11 protein-coding genes are annotated in these 21431 nt (G+C 73.3%); all 11 read right to left on the reverse strand.

The window, feature by feature from the left end:
* Positions 1–25: 25 nt before the first annotated feature.
* The 11 genes from J5Y04_RS20485 to J5Y04_RS20535 all read right to left on the reverse strand — a co-directional run bounded on the left by J5Y04_RS20485 (position 26) and on the right by J5Y04_RS20535 (position 21266).
* Entirely contained in the window at positions 26–11011 is a 10986-nt protein-coding gene (locus J5Y04_RS20485; RefSeq protein ID WP_209413531.1) for a type I polyketide synthase, read from the reverse strand.
* A gap of 184 nt (positions 11012–11195) precedes the next feature.
* Positions 11196–12560 carry a methylaspartate mutase gene (locus tag J5Y04_RS20490; protein WP_209413532.1) on the reverse strand — a complete coding sequence of 455 codons (1365 nt, stop codon included), beginning with the start codon at positions 12558–12560 and terminating at the stop codon, positions 11196–11198.
* A complete protein-coding gene (locus J5Y04_RS20495) occupies positions 12557–13060 on the reverse strand; it encodes a cobalamin B12-binding domain-containing protein (protein ID WP_209413533.1) in 504 nt (167 codons plus the stop codon). Before J5Y04_RS20495 ends, J5Y04_RS20490 begins: the two co-directional genes overlap by 4 nt.
* Positions 13057–14286, reverse strand: a complete 1230-nt coding sequence (locus J5Y04_RS20500) for a type III PLP-dependent enzyme (protein ID WP_209413534.1) — start codon at positions 14284–14286, stop codon at positions 13057–13059. Before J5Y04_RS20500 ends, J5Y04_RS20495 begins: the two co-directional genes overlap by 4 nt.
* Positions 14283–15758, reverse strand: a complete 1476-nt coding sequence (locus J5Y04_RS20505; protein WP_245205147.1) for an AMP-binding protein — start codon at positions 15756–15758, stop codon at positions 14283–14285. Before J5Y04_RS20505 ends, J5Y04_RS20500 begins: the two co-directional genes overlap by 4 nt.
* 206 nt (positions 15759–15964) lie before the next feature.
* Positions 15965–17557 (reverse strand): AMP-binding protein, encoded by a 1593-nt coding sequence (locus J5Y04_RS20510; RefSeq protein WP_209413536.1) that lies wholly within the window; start codon positions 17555–17557, stop codon positions 15965–15967.
* Positions 17557–17805, reverse strand: a complete 249-nt coding sequence (locus J5Y04_RS20515; RefSeq protein WP_148643474.1) for a phosphopantetheine-binding protein — start codon at positions 17803–17805, stop codon at positions 17557–17559. Before J5Y04_RS20515 ends, J5Y04_RS20510 begins: the two co-directional genes overlap by 1 nt.
* 71 nt (positions 17806–17876) lie before the next feature.
* Positions 17877–18863, reverse strand: coding sequence for an ACP S-malonyltransferase (locus tag J5Y04_RS20520; protein WP_245205124.1), 987 nt, complete (start codon positions 18861–18863; stop codon positions 17877–17879).
* 11 nt (positions 18864–18874) lie between these two features.
* Positions 18875–19117, reverse strand: a complete 243-nt coding sequence (locus J5Y04_RS20525; protein WP_307853212.1) for a ferredoxin — start codon at positions 19115–19117, stop codon at positions 18875–18877.
* The gene (locus J5Y04_RS20530) at positions 19114–20319 is read right to left on the reverse strand and encodes a cytochrome P450 (RefSeq protein WP_209413537.1); all 1206 of its coding nucleotides are present in this window, start codon (positions 20317–20319) and stop codon (positions 19114–19116) included. Before J5Y04_RS20530 ends, J5Y04_RS20525 begins: the two co-directional genes overlap by 4 nt.
* Entirely contained in the window at positions 20316–21266 is a 951-nt protein-coding gene (locus J5Y04_RS20535; RefSeq protein WP_209413538.1) for a proline iminopeptidase-family hydrolase, read from the reverse strand. Before J5Y04_RS20535 ends, J5Y04_RS20530 begins: the two co-directional genes overlap by 4 nt.
* Between the last annotated feature and the right edge of the window lie 165 nt (positions 21267–21431).

Below are 21431 nucleotides of genomic sequence, written 5' to 3' on the forward strand. Positions count from 1 at the left end.
ACTCACAGTCCTATGCCTTCCTCGGTCACTCGGAGTCGCTGCGCCGGGCCGCCTCGGCCAACAGGGCCTCGACGTCCATCGCCATGATCGATTCGCTCTGGTCCGCCTGCGCGGCGTCGTCCTGCTGCTGCGCGGTCCCGCCGGGGGCGGCGAGCGCGAGCAGCGAGTCGAGCAGTCCGGCCTCCCGGACACGGGCGAGCGAGAGGGTGCCGATCGCCTGGCGGAAGGCCTCCTCGTCCAGCTCCGTGCCGGAGCCGGCGGCCACCTCGGGGATGTCCGGGAGCAGTTCGGTGAGCAGGTACTTCGAGAGCGCCACCGGGCTCGGGTAGTCGAAGATCAGCGTCGCGGGCAGGCGCTGCCCGGTGGCCTTGTTGAGCCGGTTGCGCAGTTCCACGGCCGTGAGCGAGTCGAAGCCGACCTCCTGGAAGGAGCGCGCCGGGTCCACCGTGGCGGCGTTGGTGTGGCCCAGGACGGCGGCCACGTGCGCGCAGATCAGGTTCTGGAGCAGGTGGAGCTGTTCGTCCTGCGAGAGGCCCGCGAGCTGGGACTCCAGGCTCTCGTCCGCCGCGGGCGCGGCGGCCGGACCGGCCTTCGCCGCCCGGGGCGCGCGGGGCTCGGCCGTCGGGACCAGGGTGCGCAGCATGGCGGGGACCCCACCGGTGCGGGCCCGCAGACCCGCCGGGTCCAGCTTGACGGGCAGCAGCACCGCCTCGTCGGCGCCGACCGAGGCGTCGAACAGGGCGAGGCTCTCCTCGGCCGAAAGTCCCACCACGCCGGAGGAGTTGATCCGCTGGACGTCGGTGCGGCTGAGGTTGCCGCCCATGCCGGTGCCGGTGTCCCAGAGACCCCAGGCCAGCGAGAGGGCCGGCAGGCCGTCCAGCCAGCGCTGGCGGGCGAGGGCGTCCAGGTAGGCGTTGGCCGCGGCGTAGTTGCCCTGACCGGCGCCGTCCAGCGTGCCCGCCACCGACGAGAACAGCACGAACGCGCGCAGCGGGAGGTCCCGGGTCAGCTCGTGCAGGTGCCAGGCCGCGTCGGCCTTCGGCCGCAGCACCGCGTCCACCCGCTCCGGGGTCAGCGAGCCGATCGTGCCGTCGTCCACCACACCGGCCGTGTGCACCACACCGGCCAGCGGACGCTCCTGCGGAACCCGGCCCAGCACATCCGCCAGCGCCGCACGGTCGGCGACGTCCGCCGCCTCCACCAGCACCGACTCCGCACCCAGACCCAGCAGCTCGTCCCGCAGCTCCACCGCACCCGGCGCCGCCTCACCACGACGGCTCACCAGCACCAGGCTCCGCACACCGTGCCCGGTCACCAGGTGCCGGGCCACCACCGCACCCAGACCACCCGTACCACCGGTCACCAGCACCGTCCCGGCACCGTCGAACGGCGACCCCGACCCGGCCTCGGCCCGCGCCAGCCTCGGCACGAACACCCCGCCCTCACGCAGTGCCAGCTCCGGCTCACCGGAGGCCACGGCGGCGGGCAGCAGGCGCAGCGAGGAGTCGCCGCCGGCCAGCTCCACCAGCACGAACCGCTCCGGGTTCTCGGCCTGCGCCGACCGGACCAGACCGGCCACCGCGCCGCCGGCCAGCGAACCGGCGTCCGTCAGCACCACCAGCCGCGACGACTCGAACCGGTCGTCCGCCAGCCAGGCCCGGAGCACCTCCAGCACGCGGGACGTCTCCGCCCGCACCCCGGCGGGGCTGTCGTCCGGCCCGCCGGACGGCAGCAGCACGACCTTCGCGCCGGTGACCGCGCCGAGCTCCGGGGCCGCTTCCAGGCCCCACTGGGACGCCCAGGCGTCCGCCTCGGGACCGACCACGGCCCAGCGGCCCTCCATCGGCACCGCGGGGTCCAGCGGGTCGGCCACCCACTCCGTCCGGTACACCGTGCGGCTGTCGCCGCCGCGCGCCGCCTCGATCTGCTCGACCGACACCGGCCGGGCCACCATCGAGCCCACCGTCATCACGGGCAGGCCCGCGCTGTCGGCGATGACCAGCGACGACTCGTTCGGCGCCGAGGAGGAGACCTTCACCCGCAGCCCGGTGACGCCCGGCGTGAGCAGGGAGACGTCGGACCAGGCGAAGGGCAGCGAGGCCCCGTCAGTACCGCGCGGGGAGTTGTCGAGCAGCTCGGTGGCGTGCAGTGCGGAGTCGAGCAGCGCGGGGTGCAGGCCGAAGGCGGCCGCGTCCACGTGCGCCTCCTCCGGGAGGGCGATCTCGGCGAAGATCTCGCCGTTGCGCTTCCAGGCGGCCCGCAGCCCCTGGAAGACCGGGCCGTAGGCCAGGCCGTCGCCGGCCAGTTCGGCGTAGAGGCCGTCCAGGTCGACCGCCTCGGCGCCCTTCGGCGGCCAGACCCCCAGGCCCGCGCCCGCCTCGGGCGAGGCGTTGGTCAGCGTGCCGGTGGCGTGCTTCAGCCACAGGCGCTCACCCGTCGCCTCCTCCGGCCGGGAGTAGACCGAGAACGGGCGTCGGCCCGCCTCCTCCGGGTCGCCGACGACGACCCGCAGCTGGCAGCCGGCGCGCTCCGGGAAGACCAGCGGCGCCTGGAGGGTCAGCTCCTCCAGGAAGCCGTGACCGGAGTGCAGGCCCGCGTGGACGGCCAGGTCGACGAACGCGGTGCCCGGCAGCAGGACGGCGCCGGCGACCGCGTGGTCGGCCAGCCACGGGTGCGAGTCGAGACCGACCCGGCCCGTGAACAGGTAGCCGTCGGAGTCGGGGAGTTCGACGGCGGCACCGAGGAAGGGGTGCTCCGTCGCGGCCTGTCCCAGGGACGCGGCGTCCCCGGCCGCGGCCACCGCGTCGAGCCAGTAGTGCTCGTGCTGGAAGGCGTAGGTCGGCAGGTCGGTGCGGCGGGCGCCGGTTCCCTGGAAGACGGCCGTCCAGTCGACGTCCGCGCCGGCCTCGAACACGGCGGCGAGGGCGGCCAGCAGGGCCGGGACCTCGTCGCGGCCCTTGCGCAGGGCGGGCACGAGCAGGGCGTCGTCGGCCTCGGCCAGGCAGGCGTGGGCCATGCCGGTGAGGATCCCGTCCGGGCCGAGCTCCAGGAAGCGGGTCACGCCCGCCTCTTCGAGGGCGCGGACGCCGTCGGCGAAGCGGACCGCCTCGCGGACGTGGCGCACCCAGTACTCGGGGTCGCGCAGCTCCTCGCCGGCGGCGATCCGGCCGGTGACGTTGGAGACGACCGCCAGCTTGGGCTCGGCGAACTCCAGACCGGTGACGACCGCGCGGAACTCCTCCAGCATCGGCTCCATCAGCGGCGAGTGGAACGCGTGCGAGACGGTCAGCCGGACGGAGGCGATGGCGCGCTCCTCCAGCTTCGCCACGATCTTGCGCACCGCCTTCTCGGCGCCCGAAACCACCACCGAGGAAGGCCCGTTGACGGCCGCGATGCCCGCCTGGGCCTCGTGGCCCTTCAGCAGCGGCAGCACATCGGCCTCGGACGCACGGACGGCGACCATCACGCCGCCGGCCGGCAGCGCCTGCATCAGCCGGCCGCGCGCGGCGACCAACTTGCAGGCGTCGGCCAGCGACAACACCCCGGCCGCGTGGGCGGCCGCGATCTCGCCGACCGAGTGGCCGGCCAGGAAGTCCGCCCGGACGCCGAGCGACTCGACCAGGCGGTACAGCGCCACCTCGACGGCGAACAACGCCGACTGGGTGTACACCGTGTCGTCCAGCGAGCCGCCGTGGCCCGCGATCACCCCGCGCAGCGAGACGCCGAGCTCGGCGTCCAGCAGCGCGCACACCTCGTCCAGCGCGGACGCGAACACCGGGAACACCTCGGCGAGTTCACGCCCCATGCCGACGCGCTGCGCACCCTGGCCGGTGAACAGGAACGCCGTCCGGCCCTCGGAGCGGACAGCTCCGGCCCCGGCGCCGTTGCCGGCGGCGACCTCCGCCAGGCTGCCCAGGAACTCCTCGCGCGTCGAGCCGAACACCACCGCACGCCGGGCGTGCGCGGTACGCGTGGTCAGCGACGAGTAGCCGAGGTCCAGCAGGCGGGAGGCGTCGGCGGAGACGAACGCGTGCAGCCGCTCGGCCTGGGCGCGCAGCGCGGCCTCCGTGCGGCCGGAGACCGCGAGCGGCACCGGTGCACCCGACGGCCAGCCCGCAACCGGCTCCTCGACGACGTCCTCCGCCGCCGGGGCCTCCTCCAGGATCACGTGCGCGTTGGTGCCGGAGATGCCGAACGAGGAGACACCCGCACGGCGCGGCACGCCGTCCGTCCGCCCCCAGGCCCGGGCCTCGGCCAGCAGCTCGACGTCGCCCGCCGTCCAGTCCACGTGCGAGGACGGCGCGTCCACGTGCAGGGTCTTCGGCAGCACCTCGTGGCGCATCGCCTGCACCATCTTGATGATGCCCGCGACACCGGCCGCGGCCTGGGTGTGGCCCAGGTTCGACTTCACCGAACCCAGCCAGAGCGGACTGCCCTCGGGGCGGCCCTGGCCGTAGGTGGCGATCAGCGCCTGCGCCTCGATCGGGTCGCCCAGCGTGGTGCCCGTGCCGTGCGCCTCGACGGCGTCCACGTCCGTGGTCGCGAGACCCGCGTCGGCCAGCGCCGCCCGGATCACCCGCTGCTGCGACGGACCGTTCGGCGCCGTCAGGCCGTTGCTCGCACCGTCCTGGTTGATCGCCGAACCCCGCACCACGGCCAGCACCTCGTGCCCGAGCCGGCGCGCGTCCGACAGCCGCTCGACGAGCAGCACGCCGACGCCCTCGCCCCAGCCGGTGCCGTCCGCGGCCTCCGCGAACGCCTTGCAGCGGCCGTCCTTGGCGAGGCCCCGCTGGCGGCTGAAGTCGGTGAAGGTCTCGGGGGTCGCCATGACGGTGACGCCGCCCGCGAGGGCCAGCGTGCACTCGCCCCGGCGCAGCGCCTGGATCGCCCAGTGCAGCGCGACCAGCGAGGAGGAGCAGGCGGTGTCGACGGAGACCGCCGGACCCTCCAGGCCCAGGCTGTAGGCGACGCGGCCGGAGACCACGCTGCCCAGGCTGCCGTTGCCCAGGTACGTCTCCAGGTCCTCGGGGACGGCCCCGAGACGGGAGGCGTAGTCGTGGTACATCACGCCGGCGAAGACACCGGTCCGGCTGCCCTTGAGCGAGGACGGGTCGATGCCGGCCCGCTCGATCGCCTCCCAGGACGCCTCCAGCAGCAGTCGCTGCTGCGGGTCGGTGGCCATCGCCTCGCGCGGGCTGATGCCGAAGAACTCGGCGTCGAAGTCGGCGGCGTCGTGCAGGAAGCCGCCCTCGTTGGAGTAGGTCTTGCCCGGCTTGCCCGGCTCGGGGTCGAAGATGCCCTTGTTGTCCCAGCCGCGGTTCTCGGGGAACCGGGTGATGCCGTCGCGGCCTGCGGCCAGCAGCTCCCACAGCTCCTCGGGCGAACGGACGTCGCCGGGGAACCGGCAGCTCATGCCGACGATCGCGATCGGCTCGTCGTTGTTGAGGACCACGGCGGGGGCCGCCTCGACGGCCGGGGTGTCGGCCCCGACCACGGTCTCCTTGATGTGGTCCGCGAGCGCCTGGGGCGTCGGGTAGTCGAAGACGAGCGTGGCGGGCAGCCTCAGGCCGGTCTCCTGGTTGAGCCGGTTGCGCAGATCGACCGCCGAGAGGGAGTCGAAACCGATCTCGGTGAAGGCGCGCTTGCTGTCAATGGCCGCGCCGCTCTCGTGGTGCAGGACGGCGGCGACGTGCGTGCGCACCAGGTCGAGCAGGACCCGGGTGCGCTCGTCCGCGGAGAGCCCGGCGAGCCGCTGGGCGATCGGGGACTCGGCCCGCTCGGTGCCGCTCTTCTCGGCGGCGCGGCGGGCCGTCGTCCGGACGAGGTCGCGCAGGACGGCCGGGACGCCGTCGGCGCGGGCCCGCAGGTCCGCCTGGTCGAGGCGGACGGGAAGGAGCACGGGCTCGTCGGTGGCCAGCGCGGCGTCGAACAGGGCGAGGCTGTCCTCGGCCGAGAGGCCCACCATCCCGGAGGAGTTGAGGCGCTCGATGTCGGCGCGGCTGAGGTTGCCGCCCATGCCGGTGCCGGTGTCCCACAGACCCCAGGCCAGCGAGTGGGCCGGCAGGCCCTCCGACCGGCGCCGGCGGGCGAGGGTGTCCAGGTAGGCGTTGGCCGCGGCGTAGTTGCCCTGACCGGCGCCGTCCAGCGTGCCCGCGGCGGAGGAGAAGAGGACGAAGGCCTTGAGGTCGAGGTCCTTCGTCAGCTCGTGCAGGTGCCGGGCCGCGTCGGCCTTCGGCCGCAGCACCGCGTCCACCCGCTCCGGGGTCAGCGAGCCGATCGTGCCGTCGTCCACCACACCGGCCGTGTGCACCACACCGGCCAGCGGACGCTCCTGCGGAACCCGGCCCAGCACATCCGCCAGCGCCGCACGGTCGGCGACGTCCGCCGCCTCCACCAGCACCGACTCCGCACCCAGACCCAGCAGCTCGTCCCGCAGCTCCACCGCACCCGGCGCCGCCTCACCACGACGGCTCACCAGCACCAGGCTCCGCACACCGTGCCCGGTCACCAGATGCCGGGCCACCACCGCACCCAGACCACCCGTACCACCGGTCACCAGCACCGTCCCGGCACCGTCGAACGGCGACCCCGACCCGGCCTCGGCCCGCGCCAACCTCGGCACGAACACCCCGCCCTCACGCAGCACCAGCTCCGGCTCACCCGACGCCACCGCGGCCGCCAACAGCGTCGCGTCACCGCCGGCCAGCTCCACCAGCACCAACCGCCCGGGCTCCTCGGCCTGCGCCGACCGGACCAGACCGGCCACCGCGCCGCCGGCCAGCGAACCGGCCTCCGTCAGCACCACCAGCCGCGACGACTCGAACCCGCCGTCCGCCAGCCAGGACTGAACCGTCGCCAGCACACCGGAGACGGCCTCCCGCACGTCACCGTCGCCCACCGGCAGCACCACCACGTCCGCACCCGCTGCGGACCCGAGGTCCGCAACCGGCTCCACACCGGACACCCCGGCGCCCAACGCCACCCAACGACCCTCCCGCACCGCACCCGCGTCCACCGCGAGCTCCTTGAGGGAGAGGCGGTAGAGCGGGCCGGCGCCGGTCGAGGAGAGCTGGGCGGAGGAGACCGGTCGGGCCAGCACCGAGCCGACCGACATGACCGGCCGGCCCGTGCCGTCGGCGATCAGCAGCGAGGACTTCTCCCGGCCGTCGACCGCGATGCGCACCCGGAGCCTGTCCGCGCCCACCGCGTGCAGGGTGACGTCGTTCCAGGCGAAGGGCAGCAGGGTGGCGTCGTCGTCGGTCCCGGCCTCGGGGAACGCCAGGTCGGCGGCCTGGAGGGCGGCGTCGAGGAGCGCCGGGTGCAGCCCGAACGCGGCCGCGACGGGCTGCTCGCCCTCGGGCAGGGCGATCTCGGCGAAGATCTCGTCGCCGCGCCGCCAGGCGGCCCGCAGCCCCTGGAAGACCGGGCCGTAGTCGTAGCCCTGCTCGGCCATCCGGGCGTAGGCGCCGGAGAGGTCGAGCGCGGTGGCCTCCTGCGGCGGCCAGGCGGTGAGCTCCGCCGGGGCGGCCGGGCCGGCCTCCGGGGCGAGGACGCCCTGGGCGTGCTGGGTCCAGGAGGCGTCGAAGGAGGCGTCGTCGCCGGCCCGGGAGTGGATCGCCAGGGTGCGGCGGCCCGTGTCGTCGGCCGCGCCGACCACGATGCCGACCGCGACGCCGCCGACCTCCGGGAGGATGAGCGGGGCCTGCAGGGTCAGCTCCTCCAGGGCCTGGCAGCCGACCTGGTCACCGGCTCGGACGGCCAGCTCCACGAAGGCCGTGCCCGGCAGCAGGACCTGCCCGCGGATGGCGTGGTCGGCGAGCCAGGGGGTGTTGCGCAGGTCCAGGCGGCCGGTGAGCACGACGCCGTCGGTGCCGGGCAGCTGGACGCCCGCGCCGAGCAGCGGGTGGTCGACGGCGAGCTGGCCGACGGAGGCCGGGTCGGTCTGGGACGTGCCCGCGTCGAGCCAGTAGCGGCGGCGCTGGAAGGCGTACGTCGGCAGGTCGAGGGCCGGGGAGACGGCGCCGGGGAAGAACGGCGTCCAGTCCACCGCGTTCCCGCGGGTGTGGACGTGGGCGAGCGCGGTGAGCAGCTCGCGCTCCTCCGGGCGGTCCCGGCGCAGGACCGGGGCGAGGAGGGCCTCGTCGGGGTGCTGGAGGCAGGGCTGCGCCATGGCGGTGAGCACGCCGTCGGGGCCGAGTTCGAGGTAGGTGGTGACACCCGCCTCCTCGAGCGCGCGGACGCCGTCGGCGAAGCGCACGGCCTCGCGGACGTGGCGCACCCAGTACTCGGGGTCGCGCAGCTCCTCGCCGGTCGCGAGCCTGCCGGTGACGTTGGAGACGACGGAGATCTGCGGCTCGCCGAAGCGCACGGCCCGCACCACCCGCCGGAACTCCTCCAGCATCGGCTCCATCAGCGGCGAGTGGAACGCGTGGGAGACCGTCAGCCGCTTTCCGCTGATGCCCCGGTCCGCCAGCGCGGCGACGATCTCGTCCACCGCGGCTCCGGCACCCGAGATCACCACGGAGGCCGGGCCGTTGACCGCGGCGATCCCGGCCTCGTGCTCGCGGCCCGCCAGCAGCGGCAGCACGTCCGCCTCGGCGGCGCGGACCGCCGCCATGACGCCGCCGGCCGGCAGCGCCTGCATCAGCCGGCCGCGGGCGGCCACCAGGACGCAGGCGTCCTCCAGCGAGAAGACCCCCGCGACGTGCGCGGCGGCGATCTCGCCGACCGAGTGGCCGGCCAGGTGGTCGGGGCGCACGCCGAAGGACTCCAGCAGACGGAAGAGCGCCACCTCGACGGCGAAGAGCGCCGTCTGGGTGTAGGCGGTCTGGTCCAGGAGCGCGGCCTCGGGGCTGCCGGGCTCGGCGAACAGCACGTCGAGGAGGGGGGTCTCCAGCTGGAGGTCCAGGATGTCCGCGGCGTCGTCCAGCGCGTCGGCGAACACCGGGAAGGTGTCGTACAGTTCACGGCCCATGCCGAGGCGCTGGGCGCCCTGGCCGGTGAAGAGGAAGGCGAGCAGGCCGGGGCCGGTGTGGCCGGACACCACGCCGGGCACCTGGACGCCCTCGGCGAGCGCGGTCAGGCCCGCCACGAAGGAGTCCCGGTCGGCGGCGAGGACGACGGCGCGGTCGGCGTGGTGGTCGCGGGTGGTGGACAGCGCGTGGCCGACCTCGGCGGGCGAGGCGTCGGAGCCGGAGGCGAAGCCCGCGAGGCGGACGGCCTGGCCCCGCAGGGCCTCGGCGCCGCGGCCGGAGACGAGCCACGGGACGAGGGTGCCGGGGTACTCGGCGGCGGGCTCGGCGGGCGTCGCGGACTCCGCCTCCTCGGCCGGCGGGGCCTCCTCGATGATCACGTGCGCGTTGGTGCCGCTGATGCCGAACGCGGAGATGCCGGCCCGGCGGGGCTGCCCCTCGGCGGCCACCCACGGCCTGGTCTCGGTGATCAGCTCGACCCGGCCCGTGGACCAGTCGACGTGCGGACTCGGCGCGTCCACGTGGAGGCTCTTGGGCAGCATGCCGTGCTGCATGCCCATCACCATCTTGATGACGCTGGCGACGCCGCCGGCGGCCTGGGTGTGGCCCAGGTTGGACTTGATGGAGCCGAGGAGCAGCGGCCGGTCGGCCGGGCGGCCCTGGCCGTAGGTGGCGAGGACGGCCTGGGCCTCGATCGGGTCGCCCAAGGTGGTGCCGGTGCCGTGCGCCTCCATGGCGTCGACGTCGGCGGAGGTGAGGCCCGCGTTGGCCAGGGCCTGGAGGATGAGGCGCTGCTGCGAGGGGCCGCTGGGGGCGGTGAGCCCGTTGCTGGCACCGTCCTGGTTGATCGCGGAGGAGCGGAGCAGCGCGAGGACCCGGCGGCCGTTGCGGCGCGCGTCGGAGAGGCGCTCCAGGACGAAGATGCCGACGCCCTCGGAGAAGCCGGTGCCGTCCGCCGCCGCCGCGAACGGCTTGCAGCGGCCGTCGGGGGCGAGGCCGCGCTGCGCACTGAAGGCGCTGAACATGCCGGGGCTGCCCATGACCGTGACACCACCCGCCAGGGCGAGCGAACTCTCCCCCTGGCGCAGCGAGTTGGCGGCCAGGTGGAGCGCGACCAGGGAGCCGGAGCAGGCGGTGTCCAGGGTCATCGCCGGGCCTTCGAGGCCGAGCAGGTAGGCGAGCCGGCCGGAGATGACGCTGGGGGTGTTACCGGTCATCAGGTAGCCGGCCAGACCGTCCGGGGCGTCCTGGATGCGGGTGCCGTAGTCGTGCACCTCCGCACCGACGTAGACGCCGGTGCGGCCGCCGCGCAGGGTCTGCGGGGCGATGCCGGCCCGCTCCAGGGCCTCCCAGGCGGTCTCCAGGACGAGCCGCTGCTGCGGCTCCATGCCGACCGCCTCGCGCGGGCTGATCCCGAAGAACTCGGCGTCGAAGAGGGTGGCCTCGGAGAGGAAGCCGCCCTCGCGCACGTAGCTCTTGCCGGGCACACCGGGCTCGGGGTCGTACATGCCGTCGACGTCCCAGCCGCGGTCCCTGGGGAACGGGCCGATCACCTCGGCCTCGTCCATCAGCAGGCGCCAGAGGTCCTCGGGCGAGCCGAGGTCGCCCGGGTAGCGGCAGCCGATGCCGACGATCGCGATCGGGTCGTCGTGGTCGCCGATCCGCTCGGCGACCACGGTCTCCGCGACCAGGCCGAGCGCGGTGCCCCGCAGGAAGGCGGCGAGCGCCGCGGTCGAGGGGTGGTCGTAGGCGAGGGTGACCGGCAGGTCGAGCCCGGTCGCCGCGGCCAGCCGCGCGTGGAGGTCGACCGCGGCGAGCGAGTCGAAGCCCAGTTCCAGGAAGGGGCGGTTCTCGTCGACGACACGCGGCACCTCGGCGCCGGCGTGCCGCAGCGTCTCGACGACCTGCTCGCCGACCAGTGCCACCGCAGCGCGCAGCTGCTCGGCCGGCTTCAGCCCCGACAGACGGCGGGCCAGCGCGCTGCAGTCCTGCACCGGCGCGCCACCCGTCTGGTGAACCAAGTTTTCGGACTCGCTCATTCCGCGCACTCCACTACTCATCCAGTTGCTGGCAGGCGAAAGGGTCGGGCGGCAGACGCCCCGGGCTCCGGGCGGTAGGCCCTCCACGCTCCGGACGGCAATACGCCCCAAAACTAACGACAGGTATCAGGCGGGCCACACCCCTAACGGCCCCTATGCCGGGAGCCGGACCGGAGGGCCACCGCTATCCGGGCAGCGGGCTCCGGAAGGCCTCGTCGTCGAAGGTGCGCTGTATGTACGTGAGCGCTTCCAGGAGTTCACGGGACGTCACCCTCCGGTTCCCCGAAGCCTCCGCGACGCGCCCGATCGGCAGGGCCCCGGTGGTCGCCCAGCGGAGCCGCCCGGTGCCGTCGATGAAACTGCGGGTGCGCCCCATGTTGTCGGGGTGCACGCAGTAGGGGACGTCGAGGTACCCGCGCTTGAAGGCGAGCAGGAGTGCCTGGCCCACGTCGTCGTGGAGGTTCAGCACCGCGTCGACGAGGGCCGCGGCCTCGGTGTAGGTCTGGGAGTCGGGCCGGGGGCCGCCGCCCTGCCGGTCACCCGCACCCGCGCCGAGGGCCGGGACGGCGGCCTCGGCGGCCGCCACGTCCGAGGCGTACTCCAGCGCCGCGACGTTCTCCTCGATGGTGGGGATGCGCCGGGACTCCGCGACGGTCTTCACGATGATGCGTTCCGAGCCGGTCCGCGCCGCCAGCCGGGCCGCCTCGCCGAGCAGCGCGTAGGAACCGGCGTCGGTGGTCGGGTACACCCCCATGTAGGTGTAGATCACCACGTGCCAGACGGTGTCCGGCAGCAGCTGCGCGCACAGGGCGCGCAGGGCGGCGACCGCCTCGACGTCCTGCTCCGGGTGGGTCTGCTGGGCGTAGCTGACCGAGATGCTGCGGATGCCGCAGCGGTGGAAGAAGAGCGCTTCCAGGGCGCTGATCGCCACCAGCAGGCTCGGCGGGCAGAGCTGCCCGAGCATGCAGCCGCCGAAGGACTCCAGGTGCGGTTCGACCCCGCTCTCGCGCAACTGCGAGAAGAGCCGGCTGGAGCGGTCCCACTCGCGGACCGACTGGTCGAGCGGGGTGCGCCCGTACGGCAGGCAGTAGGAGACGGGGCCGCCCTCGGTGGCGCTGAGGCCGGCCCGCACGAGCGCCTCGAAGATGTGGAACGGCTTCGCGGAGCCGTGCCGGACCTGCACCGGGAAACCGGGGCCGTGCAGCCCGGCGAGGACCTCCCGGGTCTGCTCGCGGCTGTAGTTGACGATCGGGTAGCCGTTGATGCCGGTTCCCAGGCGCAGCGCCTCGTCGACCGCCGCCGTGTCCCCGACCCGGGTGTAGCTGTCGAGGGTGAGGGTGCCGACGGTGGTGGCACGGGCGTTCCTGGTGGCGGCCAGGCCGCGGCGCATCCGCGCGGGGTCGCTGAACCCCATGCGCGGCTGCACCACCAGCCGGCCCGCTTCGTGCGCGGCGCGCACGAAGCGGCCGAAGTCCGCGGGGACGGTCTCCGTCCGGGCCTCGGGGGCTCCCGCCGGGACGGCGGGAGCCTTGGCGTTCTCCTCGGTCACGTGAGCGCTTTCTGCGGCAGTGTCACCAGGAAGCGCTCGAAGGAGCCCTGCTCCGTGCGGCCGTCCTCGAAGACCGCGTTGAAGCCGGCGTCCACCAGCTCCTGGAGGCGGGTCTCGTCACTGCCGCCGGAGATGCCCAGCTTGCCGCCGATCACCATCGGGGTACGGGCCAGGGCGGGGACGGCGCGGAGCTTGCGGATGACCCGCACGCCGTCCTGGTAGCCGTGGCCGTTGACGCTGCTGATCACCACGAGGGCCGGGTCGTGCGCCCGGATCTCCGACTCCAGCAGCTCGTCCGGGACGGTCGGGCCGAGGTTGACGACCTCGTAGCCGAGCTCCTCGATCAGCAGCTGGAGGAAGACGAGGTTCCAGGTGTGGGCGTCCGAGGAGAGCCCGCTGACGATCACCGTCGCGCCCCGGCGGTCGGGGCCGGCGGGCAGGGCGGTCGTGCTCGGCCCGGCGGCGACCGCGGAGGTACCGGTCAGGGTGAGCTCGCTCATGCGTACGTCCTGACGTGTTCGATGCGGGAGACGGAGACGACCTCGGTGCCGCGCACCACGACCTCGGTCGGGGCCGGGCGGCCGAGGAACATCAGCAGGCTCGACGTGGGCCCGTACGCGCCGGCGTTGGGGATCTCGATGACGTCGCCGCCGGCCAGCGGCGGCAGCTTCACGTCGCGGCCCAGGACGTCGCCGGGGGTGCAGAGCGGGCCGACCAGGCTGGCCTTGGTCCACTCGGCGGTGTCCGCGTCCTCCGGGTCGGGGCTGACGGCGACCGGGAGCAGGCGGCCGAGGCCGGACATGCCGCCGAAGGTGTTGATGCCCGCGTCGAGGATGACGAAGGTACGGCCGCGGCTCTCCTTGATGTTGACCACCCCGGCGAGCAGGGTGCCGCCGTCGCCGACGAGGTAGCGCCCGGACTCGCAGGCCACCGTGGGGAACCCCTCCCGCCAGCGCGGGAAGTGCTCGTCGAGGATCTCGGTGAGCGCGGCACGCAGCCGGGTGTAGACGGGGCGCCGGCCCGGCACCGCGTACGGGGCGGAGAAGCCGCCGCCGATGTCCAGGAACCGCGGTTCGATGCCGGTGTCGGCGAAGGTCTTGGCCGCGACGGCGACGGTGTTGCGGAACTCGCCGATGAGGGAGTCCTCGTCGCGGGCGTTGCTCAGCGGGAAGAAGTGGGCGCCGGCGAGGCGGACGCCCTGGACGGCGCGCAGCCGCGGCATCAGCTCGACGAGGGTCTCGCTGTCGATGCCGAACTGCGAGGGGGCGCCGGTCATCCGGATGCTGGTGGTGGCGCTCGCCGAGACGCTGTTGATGCGCAGGAGGGCGTCGGCGACGACACCGTGGCGCACGGCGACGGCGCCGATGTGCTCCAGGTCGGTGGCCGACTCGACGGAGAACATCCGCACGCCCTTGGCGATCGCCTCGTCCAGCTCGCCGTCGGTCTTGCCGGGGCCGGTGTAGAGGATCTCCGCCGGGTCGAACCCGGCGGTCAGGGCGGCGGTGAGCTCGCCGGTGGAGCTGATCTCCGCGCGGCAGGCGTGGTCGGAGCCCTCCCGCAGGGCCCGGAGGACCTCCGGGTGCGGGTTGGCCTTGACCGCGGCGAAGAGCTCGAAGCCCTCCGGGAGCGAGGCGAAGAGGTCGTCCCTGGCCGCCTGGACCCGGTCGAGGTCGTAGACGTACAGCGGAGTGCCGTAGCGCTCCGCGAGGTCGGCGTAACGGGTCACTTGGAGGTCCCCTCAAGAAGCTCGACGAGCTTCTTCTTGTCGTTCTTGCCGTTCTGGGTGAGCGGTATCGCGTCGACGACGTAGCAGGTGGAGGGCACCTTCTGGGCCTCCAGGCGGGCGTTGAGCTCGCGCAGGACCTCGGCCCGGCCGCGCTCGGTCTCGACGAACAGGACGAGGTCGCGCTCCCCCTCGGGGGGCAGCACGGCGGCGGCGCGCACGCCGTCGATGTCGGTGGCGGCGGACTCGATCTCGACGGTGCTCATCCGCACGCCCTTGCGCTTGAACATGTCGTCGCGCCGGCCGTCGAAGTACAGGTAGCCGTCCTCGTCGAGCCGGCCGTAGTCGCCGGTGTGCAGGCGGCGGTCGCCGGTGACGGGGTCGGTGCGGAACGCCCGGGCGGTCTGCTCGGGGTTGCGCCAGTAGCCGGGCATGACGTGGGGGCCCACGGCGACGATCTCGCCGGTCTCCCCGGGGGGCAGCTCACGGCCGTCCTCGTCCAGGATGAGCACCTCGGTGCCGGGCAGCGGCAGGCCGACCGCGTCGGGACGCTCGCGCTCCTGCTCGGGCGGCATGACGGTGATGCGCTTGCACTCCGTCTGCCCGTACTGGCGGACCACCCGGCAGCCGGGGAACTTGGCCCGCAGCGCGTCGATGGTGGCCTGCGGCAGTGCGGCGCCGGTGTTGGTGAAGAGCCGGACCTTCGGCGCCGGGTCGTCCTCGCGCTCGGCGAGGCGCACGATCATCGCGGCCAGCGAGGGCACGATCGGCACGATGGTGGCCCCGGACTCGCGGATGCGGCGCAGCAGCACCAGGTCCGAGGCGCCGTCGGCGAGGACGATCTCGGAGCGGCCGAGGACGGAGAGCAGGACCTTGTAGAGGCCGTAGTCCCAGGAGATCGGGAAGCGGCAGAAGACCACGTCGTCCGGGCGGTAGCCGATGACCTGCTCGATGGCCGCGGACGCGAAGGTGATCTGGGCGTGCGGGCAGATCACCGCCTTGGGGGCGGCGGTCGAACCCGAGGTGTAGACGAGGACGGCCACGTCGTCCGGTTCGACCGCGGCGTGCTCGGTGCGGGCGCCGGCCTCGGTGTACTTCTCGATCTCGGTCCAGACCGAGTCCTGGTCGCGGACGACGGCCCCGGTGAGGGTTTCGACGTTCTCCGCGGCGGCCGCGGTCACCAGCACCAGGGCCGGCTCCGCGTTCTCCAGGACGGGCCCGAGGTGGAAGTTCTTCATCCCCGGGTTGAGCGGGACGAAGACGACGCCGCGCATGGCGGCGCCGAAGAACATGGCGACCAGTTCCCTGGTGGTGGGGACCTGCACCACGAGCCGGTCGCCGCGGCGCAGGCCCTGGTCGGCCAGCCAGGCGGAGAACGCCTGGGCGTGGGTGTCCAGCTGCTCGTACGTCCAGCTGCCGGCGGTGTCGCTGACGGCCGTCGAGCCGGCCGAGTCGGCCACCGCTTCGGCCAGCAGTTCATGAACGAGTCCGGTGCGGCCGGAATTCCCCGCAGCGGTTATTTCTGCGGTTATTCGATCCCCGTAGGAAAGGGTGTCCAACGCCATTCTCCTGTCGCCGAATCCGGGACCCGCGCCGGCCGGGCAAATCGGCCGGCGCGGACCTCGAATGGGGGATTCAATCCCCAACGACGCTACTTAGCGGAGGGCCGGACACACCACCCCTAGTTCCCCCTACTGCCGCCGGCTTCTTTACCTGCGGCAATCAGGGCGACCGCGCGAATCCTCAGTTCCTTGCGGTCGACTTTCCGGTTGGCGTTCAGCGGCAATTCACCGAGCAGTACATACCGCTTGGGCAGGAGCCCTTGCGGAATGATCTCTCCCAGTTGTTTCGCGAACGCGGCGGGGCGGACCGCCTCGGGGCCGGTGTAGAAGACGACGAGCTGGGTGCCGTCGTCCGTCACCGCGTCCACCGTGACGGCCTCCGTGACGCCCTCGACGGTGCTCAGCGCGTGGTCGATCTCGGCGAGCTCGACCCGCCAGCCCTGGAGCTGGACCTGCGCGTCCATCCGGCCGAGGTAGGCGAGCTGGCCGGCGGCCGGATCACCGACCCGCCGGACCCGGTCGCCGGTGAGGTACCAGGTCCGGCCGTCGCGCTCGACGAAGCGGCCGGCGGCGTCGGAGGGGTCGAGGTAGCCGGGGGCCATCTGCGGTCCGGAGATGCAGAGTTCGCCCTCGTCGGGCACCACCCGGCCGTCCGCGTCCAGCAGGGCGTACTCGTGGCCCTCGTGGACGGCCCCGATCGGCACCACGCCGTTGACGGCCAGGCCCGGCGAGAGCTGCGGGTCCCAGCGGTGGGCGGCGATGGTGACGGTGAACTCGGTGGGGCCGTACAGGTTCTCGACGACCGAGCCGGGTGCCGCCTGCTGCCAGTCGGCCGTGTCCTGGCACTTCAGCGCCTCGCCGGCGAAGAAGCTCCAGCGCAGGCCGGACAGCGCGCCCGGGGTGAGGGCGCCGGTGCGGCGGGCCAGCGAGATGCCGCTGGGGGTGGAGAACCACACCGTCATCCGGTGCTCGGCCAGGTAGCCGGGCAGGTCCCGGTAGCCCTGGGGCGGCACCCAGTGGGCGGTCGCCCCGGCTCCCCAGGCGCAGAACAGGTCGAACAGCGAGCAGTCGAAGTTCAGGTCGAACGTCTGGGAGAACACGTCGTCCGGGCTGAAGTCGTAGCGCCGGTCGAGCAGGTCGAAGTAGTGCGCGGTGTTGCCGTGGGTGAGCGGCACGCCCTTGGGCCGCCCGGTCGAGCCCGAGGTGAACAGCAGGTAGGCGCGGTCCTCCGGGGCGACGGCGACGGGCGCGTCGAGCGCGTGCCGGCCCTGGACGTCGACCCGGCGCAGGCCGGTGCCCAGCACCGCGTCGTCCGGGACGAGCACCGGGACGTCGCTCCCGGGCCCGAGCAGTCCGGGCAGCGCGGCGCTGCCCGGACCGTCCGCGATGACCGCCGACAGCGGCGCCGCGTCCAGCATCGCCCTGGTCCGGGCCTGCGGGAAGTCGGGCCGCAGCGGCACCACGGCGGCGCCCGCGTAGAGCGCCGCCAGGATGCCGGTGTAGGCGGTGACGCCCTTGCCCGCGAGGACGCCGACGGCCGCGGGCCGCCCGTCCGTCGCGGCGAGCAGCGAGCCGGCCCAGCGCAGGGCCAGCTCGTGGGTCTGCTCGTACGTGCGCGTCTCGGCCCCGGCCCGGAACGCCGCGCGCTGCGGCGAGAGGGCCAGACCGCGCAGGAACCGCCCGGCGAGTGTGTGCGCAGACGGCCCGGCCATCACGCGGCCGGCTGGAGCAGCGAGGAGAGCGCCGCCCACAGGACGCCCGGCGACCGGAAGGTCTCCAGGCTCAGCGCGTCGTCCTGGAAGCGCACGTCGTAGGCGTTCTCCAGCGAGGCCAGCAGCTCGACGGTGCCGAGGGAGTCGAGGCCGAGGTCACGCAGCGGCGTGTCGGCCTCCAGCTTCTCGTCCTCGTCGAGGAACGGCAGGTAGGTGAGCAGGATCTCTTCGAAGGTCTCGTCCCACATGGGTGGTCTCCCTGGTCGGTGAGGTGGAGGCGGATGAGGGGGGTGCCGGGCGGTGCCCGGGTGGAACGGGCTCAGGCCGCGTCCGCCGCCGCCCGGCGGGCGCGGGAGCGCGGACGCATGGCGGCGGCGGGCGAGGCCGCGACGACCTCGAAGTTGTCGCGGGTCACCGGGACTCGGCCGAACAGCGAGTCGGGCCCCGACACGCAGACCCTGCTCACGCCCAGGTCCTTCAGCGAGGCGACGACCGCCGGCCACCGCATCGGCGTGACGAAGCTGTCGAGCAGCATGGCGCGCACCTCCGCGGCGGTCGTCAGGACCCGGCCGTCCTGGTCCGCGACCACCGGGAGCTTCGGGTCCTGGAACGCGAGCCGGCCGAAGACCTCCTGCTCGACCCGGTCCCGGAGCGCGCCGAAGGCCGTGCAGTGCACCGGGGGCCGCATCGTGTAGAGCGACATGCCGCCCAGCGAGCGCAGCCTCGGCAGGAACCACTCCAGGCTCGGCTCGCGCATCGACACCATGTGGAAGTCGTGGTCGACGTAGCACGACACCTCGTGGAACTCGCCGCGCTCGTCGAACTCGGCGAACAGCTCCTTCAGTTGCTCCTGCGGGGTGCGCAGGAAGGAGTGCGTCACGACGTCCTGGTGCTCGGTGCGGAACCAGTCCTCCATGCAGCGGGCGACCTCGGCCGTCATCACGACGGCGTCCTCGAAGGAGAGCGCGCCCGAGTACGCGGCGAGGACCTTCTCGCCGAAGCTGGGGCCGGTGCACACCTCGGGCACGAAGCCGAGCTGTCCGGCCGCCCACTCCGCGGAGGCCAGGCAGTTCACCAGGAAGGCCACCTGGGAGGCCTCCGAGTAGTCGCCGCCGTCCTGGTCGTCCCGGAACCGGTCGAGCAGGTCGTAGCCGAGCGCCTCGTCCGCCCGCGCGACGAGCTCGCGGGCGGCCGGGTTGATCAGCATGAACTTGCCGACCTCGGTGAAGGGGGAGGCGCTCATGCCGGGGAAGACGATCGCGGTCTCCGCTCTGATCGCGGTGTCCGCTCTGGTCACGGTGTTCATGGAGGTACCTCTCAGGCCTCTGGGGCCAGTTGACGGCCGGTCTCTGCGTCGGTGACCGTGATGGCGAGGGCCGGACAGGTCTCGGCCGCGTCGAGCACCGCCTGGTCGGGGCCGACCGTGCCGGCCAGCGCGACGGCCTTGTCGGCTTCGTTCATGACGAAGTGACGCGGCGCCGCGGCCACACACATCGACGAGCCGATGCAGGCGACCGTGTCGACGGTGATGTTCCAGCGTGTTCCGGGCAGTTCGCTCACCAGGTCACCCGCAGACCGAGCGGGCCGCGCACCAGGCCCTGCTTCCAGGGGACACTCTCCGGCTCGTCGGCCAGGGCCAGCTCCGGGAAGCGCCGCACCATCGTGCCGAGCATCACCTGAAGTTCCAGCCGGGCGAGTTGGGCGCCCACGCAGTGGTGCGCGCCGTGCCCGAAGGCGATGTGCGGGTTGTGTTCACGGGTGATGTCCAGCCGGTCCGGGTCGGCGAAGACCGCCGGGTCGCGGTTGGCCGCCGACAGCGACGGCAGCAGGTACTCGCCCGCGCGGACGGTCGTGCCCCGCAGCTCCACGTCCTCCCTCGCGCGACGGGGGAAGAGCGCGGCGGAGTTGAACGGGATCCAGCGCAGCAGCTCCTCGACCGCCCGCGGCACCAGCGCCGGGTCCTCGCGCAGAAGGGCGAGCTGGTCGGGGTGGGTGAGGATCGCGTACAGGAAGTTCGGGATCTGCGAGGAGGTGGTCTCGGCGCCGGTGGTGATCAACCCGACGATGTGGGTGGCGAGTTCCTCCTCGCTGAGGCGCTGCCCCTCGTCCCGGGCGTCGACCATGATGCCGACCAGGTCGTCGGTGGGGTTGGCCCGGCGGGTCGCCACCAGCTCGGCGACGTACCCGAACAGCGCCTCGAAGCCCTCGCGGACGGAGTCCTCGCTGCCCTCGGCCGTGGACATGATGGCCTGGGACCACTCCTTGATGTTCTGCTGGTCCTTGTCCTCCAGGCCCATCAGCTTGCCGATGACCGCCGAGGGGATCTGGAAGGCCAGCGACTCGACCACGTCGAAGACGCGGTCCCCGGAGCCGGTGACCAGGTCGTCGAGCAGCCCGTCGACGGTCTGCTGGGTCGCCTCGCGCATCGTCTCGACCCGGCGGGCGGTGAACACCTTCGCCATGATCTTGCGGACGCGGGCGTGGTCGGGCGGGTCCATGCCGAGCAGACCGGTGCCCGAGACGTCGACCTCGCGCAGCCGGGGCGGGTCGCCGGCGTTCGCGAGCTCCCGGCTGAACCGGGGGTCGCTCATCACCAGTCGCACGTCCGCGGCCCGGGTGACGAGCCAGCCGGGCTCGCCGAACGGCATCCGCACCCGGCTCAGCGACTCCTCGGCGCGCAGCTGCGCGTAGGCGGGGTCGAGCTCAAGGGCCCGGGCAGGACTGAACGGGTACGCGTGTACCCGTGATGTGCTCGCCGTCATCCACGACCTCCGGGTGGTATCTCGTCGCCGGGGGGCAGCCCGGCGCCGGGGAGCAGTCCTTCGAGGTAGCCGAGCAGGATCTCCTTGAACCGCTCGGGCTCCTCCAGGTGGGGGAGGTGGCTGGAGTCCTCCAGGATCTCCCAGCGGACCTCGGGGATCCGGTCGAAGTACGGCTGCACCGTGGCCGGCGTGGCCTCGTCGTGCCGACCCGTGACCAGCAGGGTCGGCACCTTGATGCGGTCCAGCTCGTCCTCGACGGACCAGTCCTTGAGCGTCCCCACCACGTGGAACTCGTTGGGCCCGTTCATGGTGTAGTAGACGGTCGGGTCGTCGTAGATCTCCATGAAGGAGGCGACGAAGTCCCGTGGCCAGGGCACGACCCGGCAGACGTGGCGGTCGTAGAAGACCCGCATCGCCGCGAAGTACTCCTCGTTGTCCGTCGTGCCGGCCGCCTCGTGGTGGCGCAGCGTCTCCTGGATGTCCGCGGGCAGGGCGGCCCGCAGCACCTCCATCTCCTGAAGCCACAGGACGTAGGAGGCGGGGGAGTTGGCGATGACCAGCCCCCGCAGGCCGGCCGGCTGCTCGGCCGCGTGGGAGGCACCGAGGATGCCGCCCCAGGACTGGCCGAACAGGATGTAGTCGTCCGCCACGTTCAACGTGTTGAGCAGGTTGTCCAGTTCGTCCTTGAAGAGCTGGACGGTCCAGAAGTCCTTCCCCCGGTCAGGGAGATGGGTGGAACCGCCATTGCCGATCTGGTCGTAATGGATGACCGGCCAGCCGGCGTCGGCGAGTTCGGTGAGCGCCAGCAGGTAATCATGGGTACTGCCGGGGCCCCCGTGCAGCACCACCACCGGGGGCCTGCCGGAAGTCAGGTCCCCGGTCACGCGGTACCAGGTCTTGTATTTCCCGAAGGAAACAACACCCTTGGCACTCGGCGGTCTAGACATCGTTGTATTCCTCTCCGATTTGTCCGGCGAAATTACCCACCTCCGGGCTGAACTGCCTGGGTCCACCGGGGAGGACGTGCCCGTACTGACGGCGTCACGGGACCTGTGTCCTGTGGACGCACGCTATACGAGCCGCCTTCCCCGGACAGACCCCTAAGCAGCCCC

It is taken from the genome of Kitasatospora sp. RG8, assembly GCF_017813315.1.
Taxonomy (GTDB): domain Bacteria; phylum Actinomycetota; class Actinomycetes; order Streptomycetales; family Streptomycetaceae; genus Kitasatospora.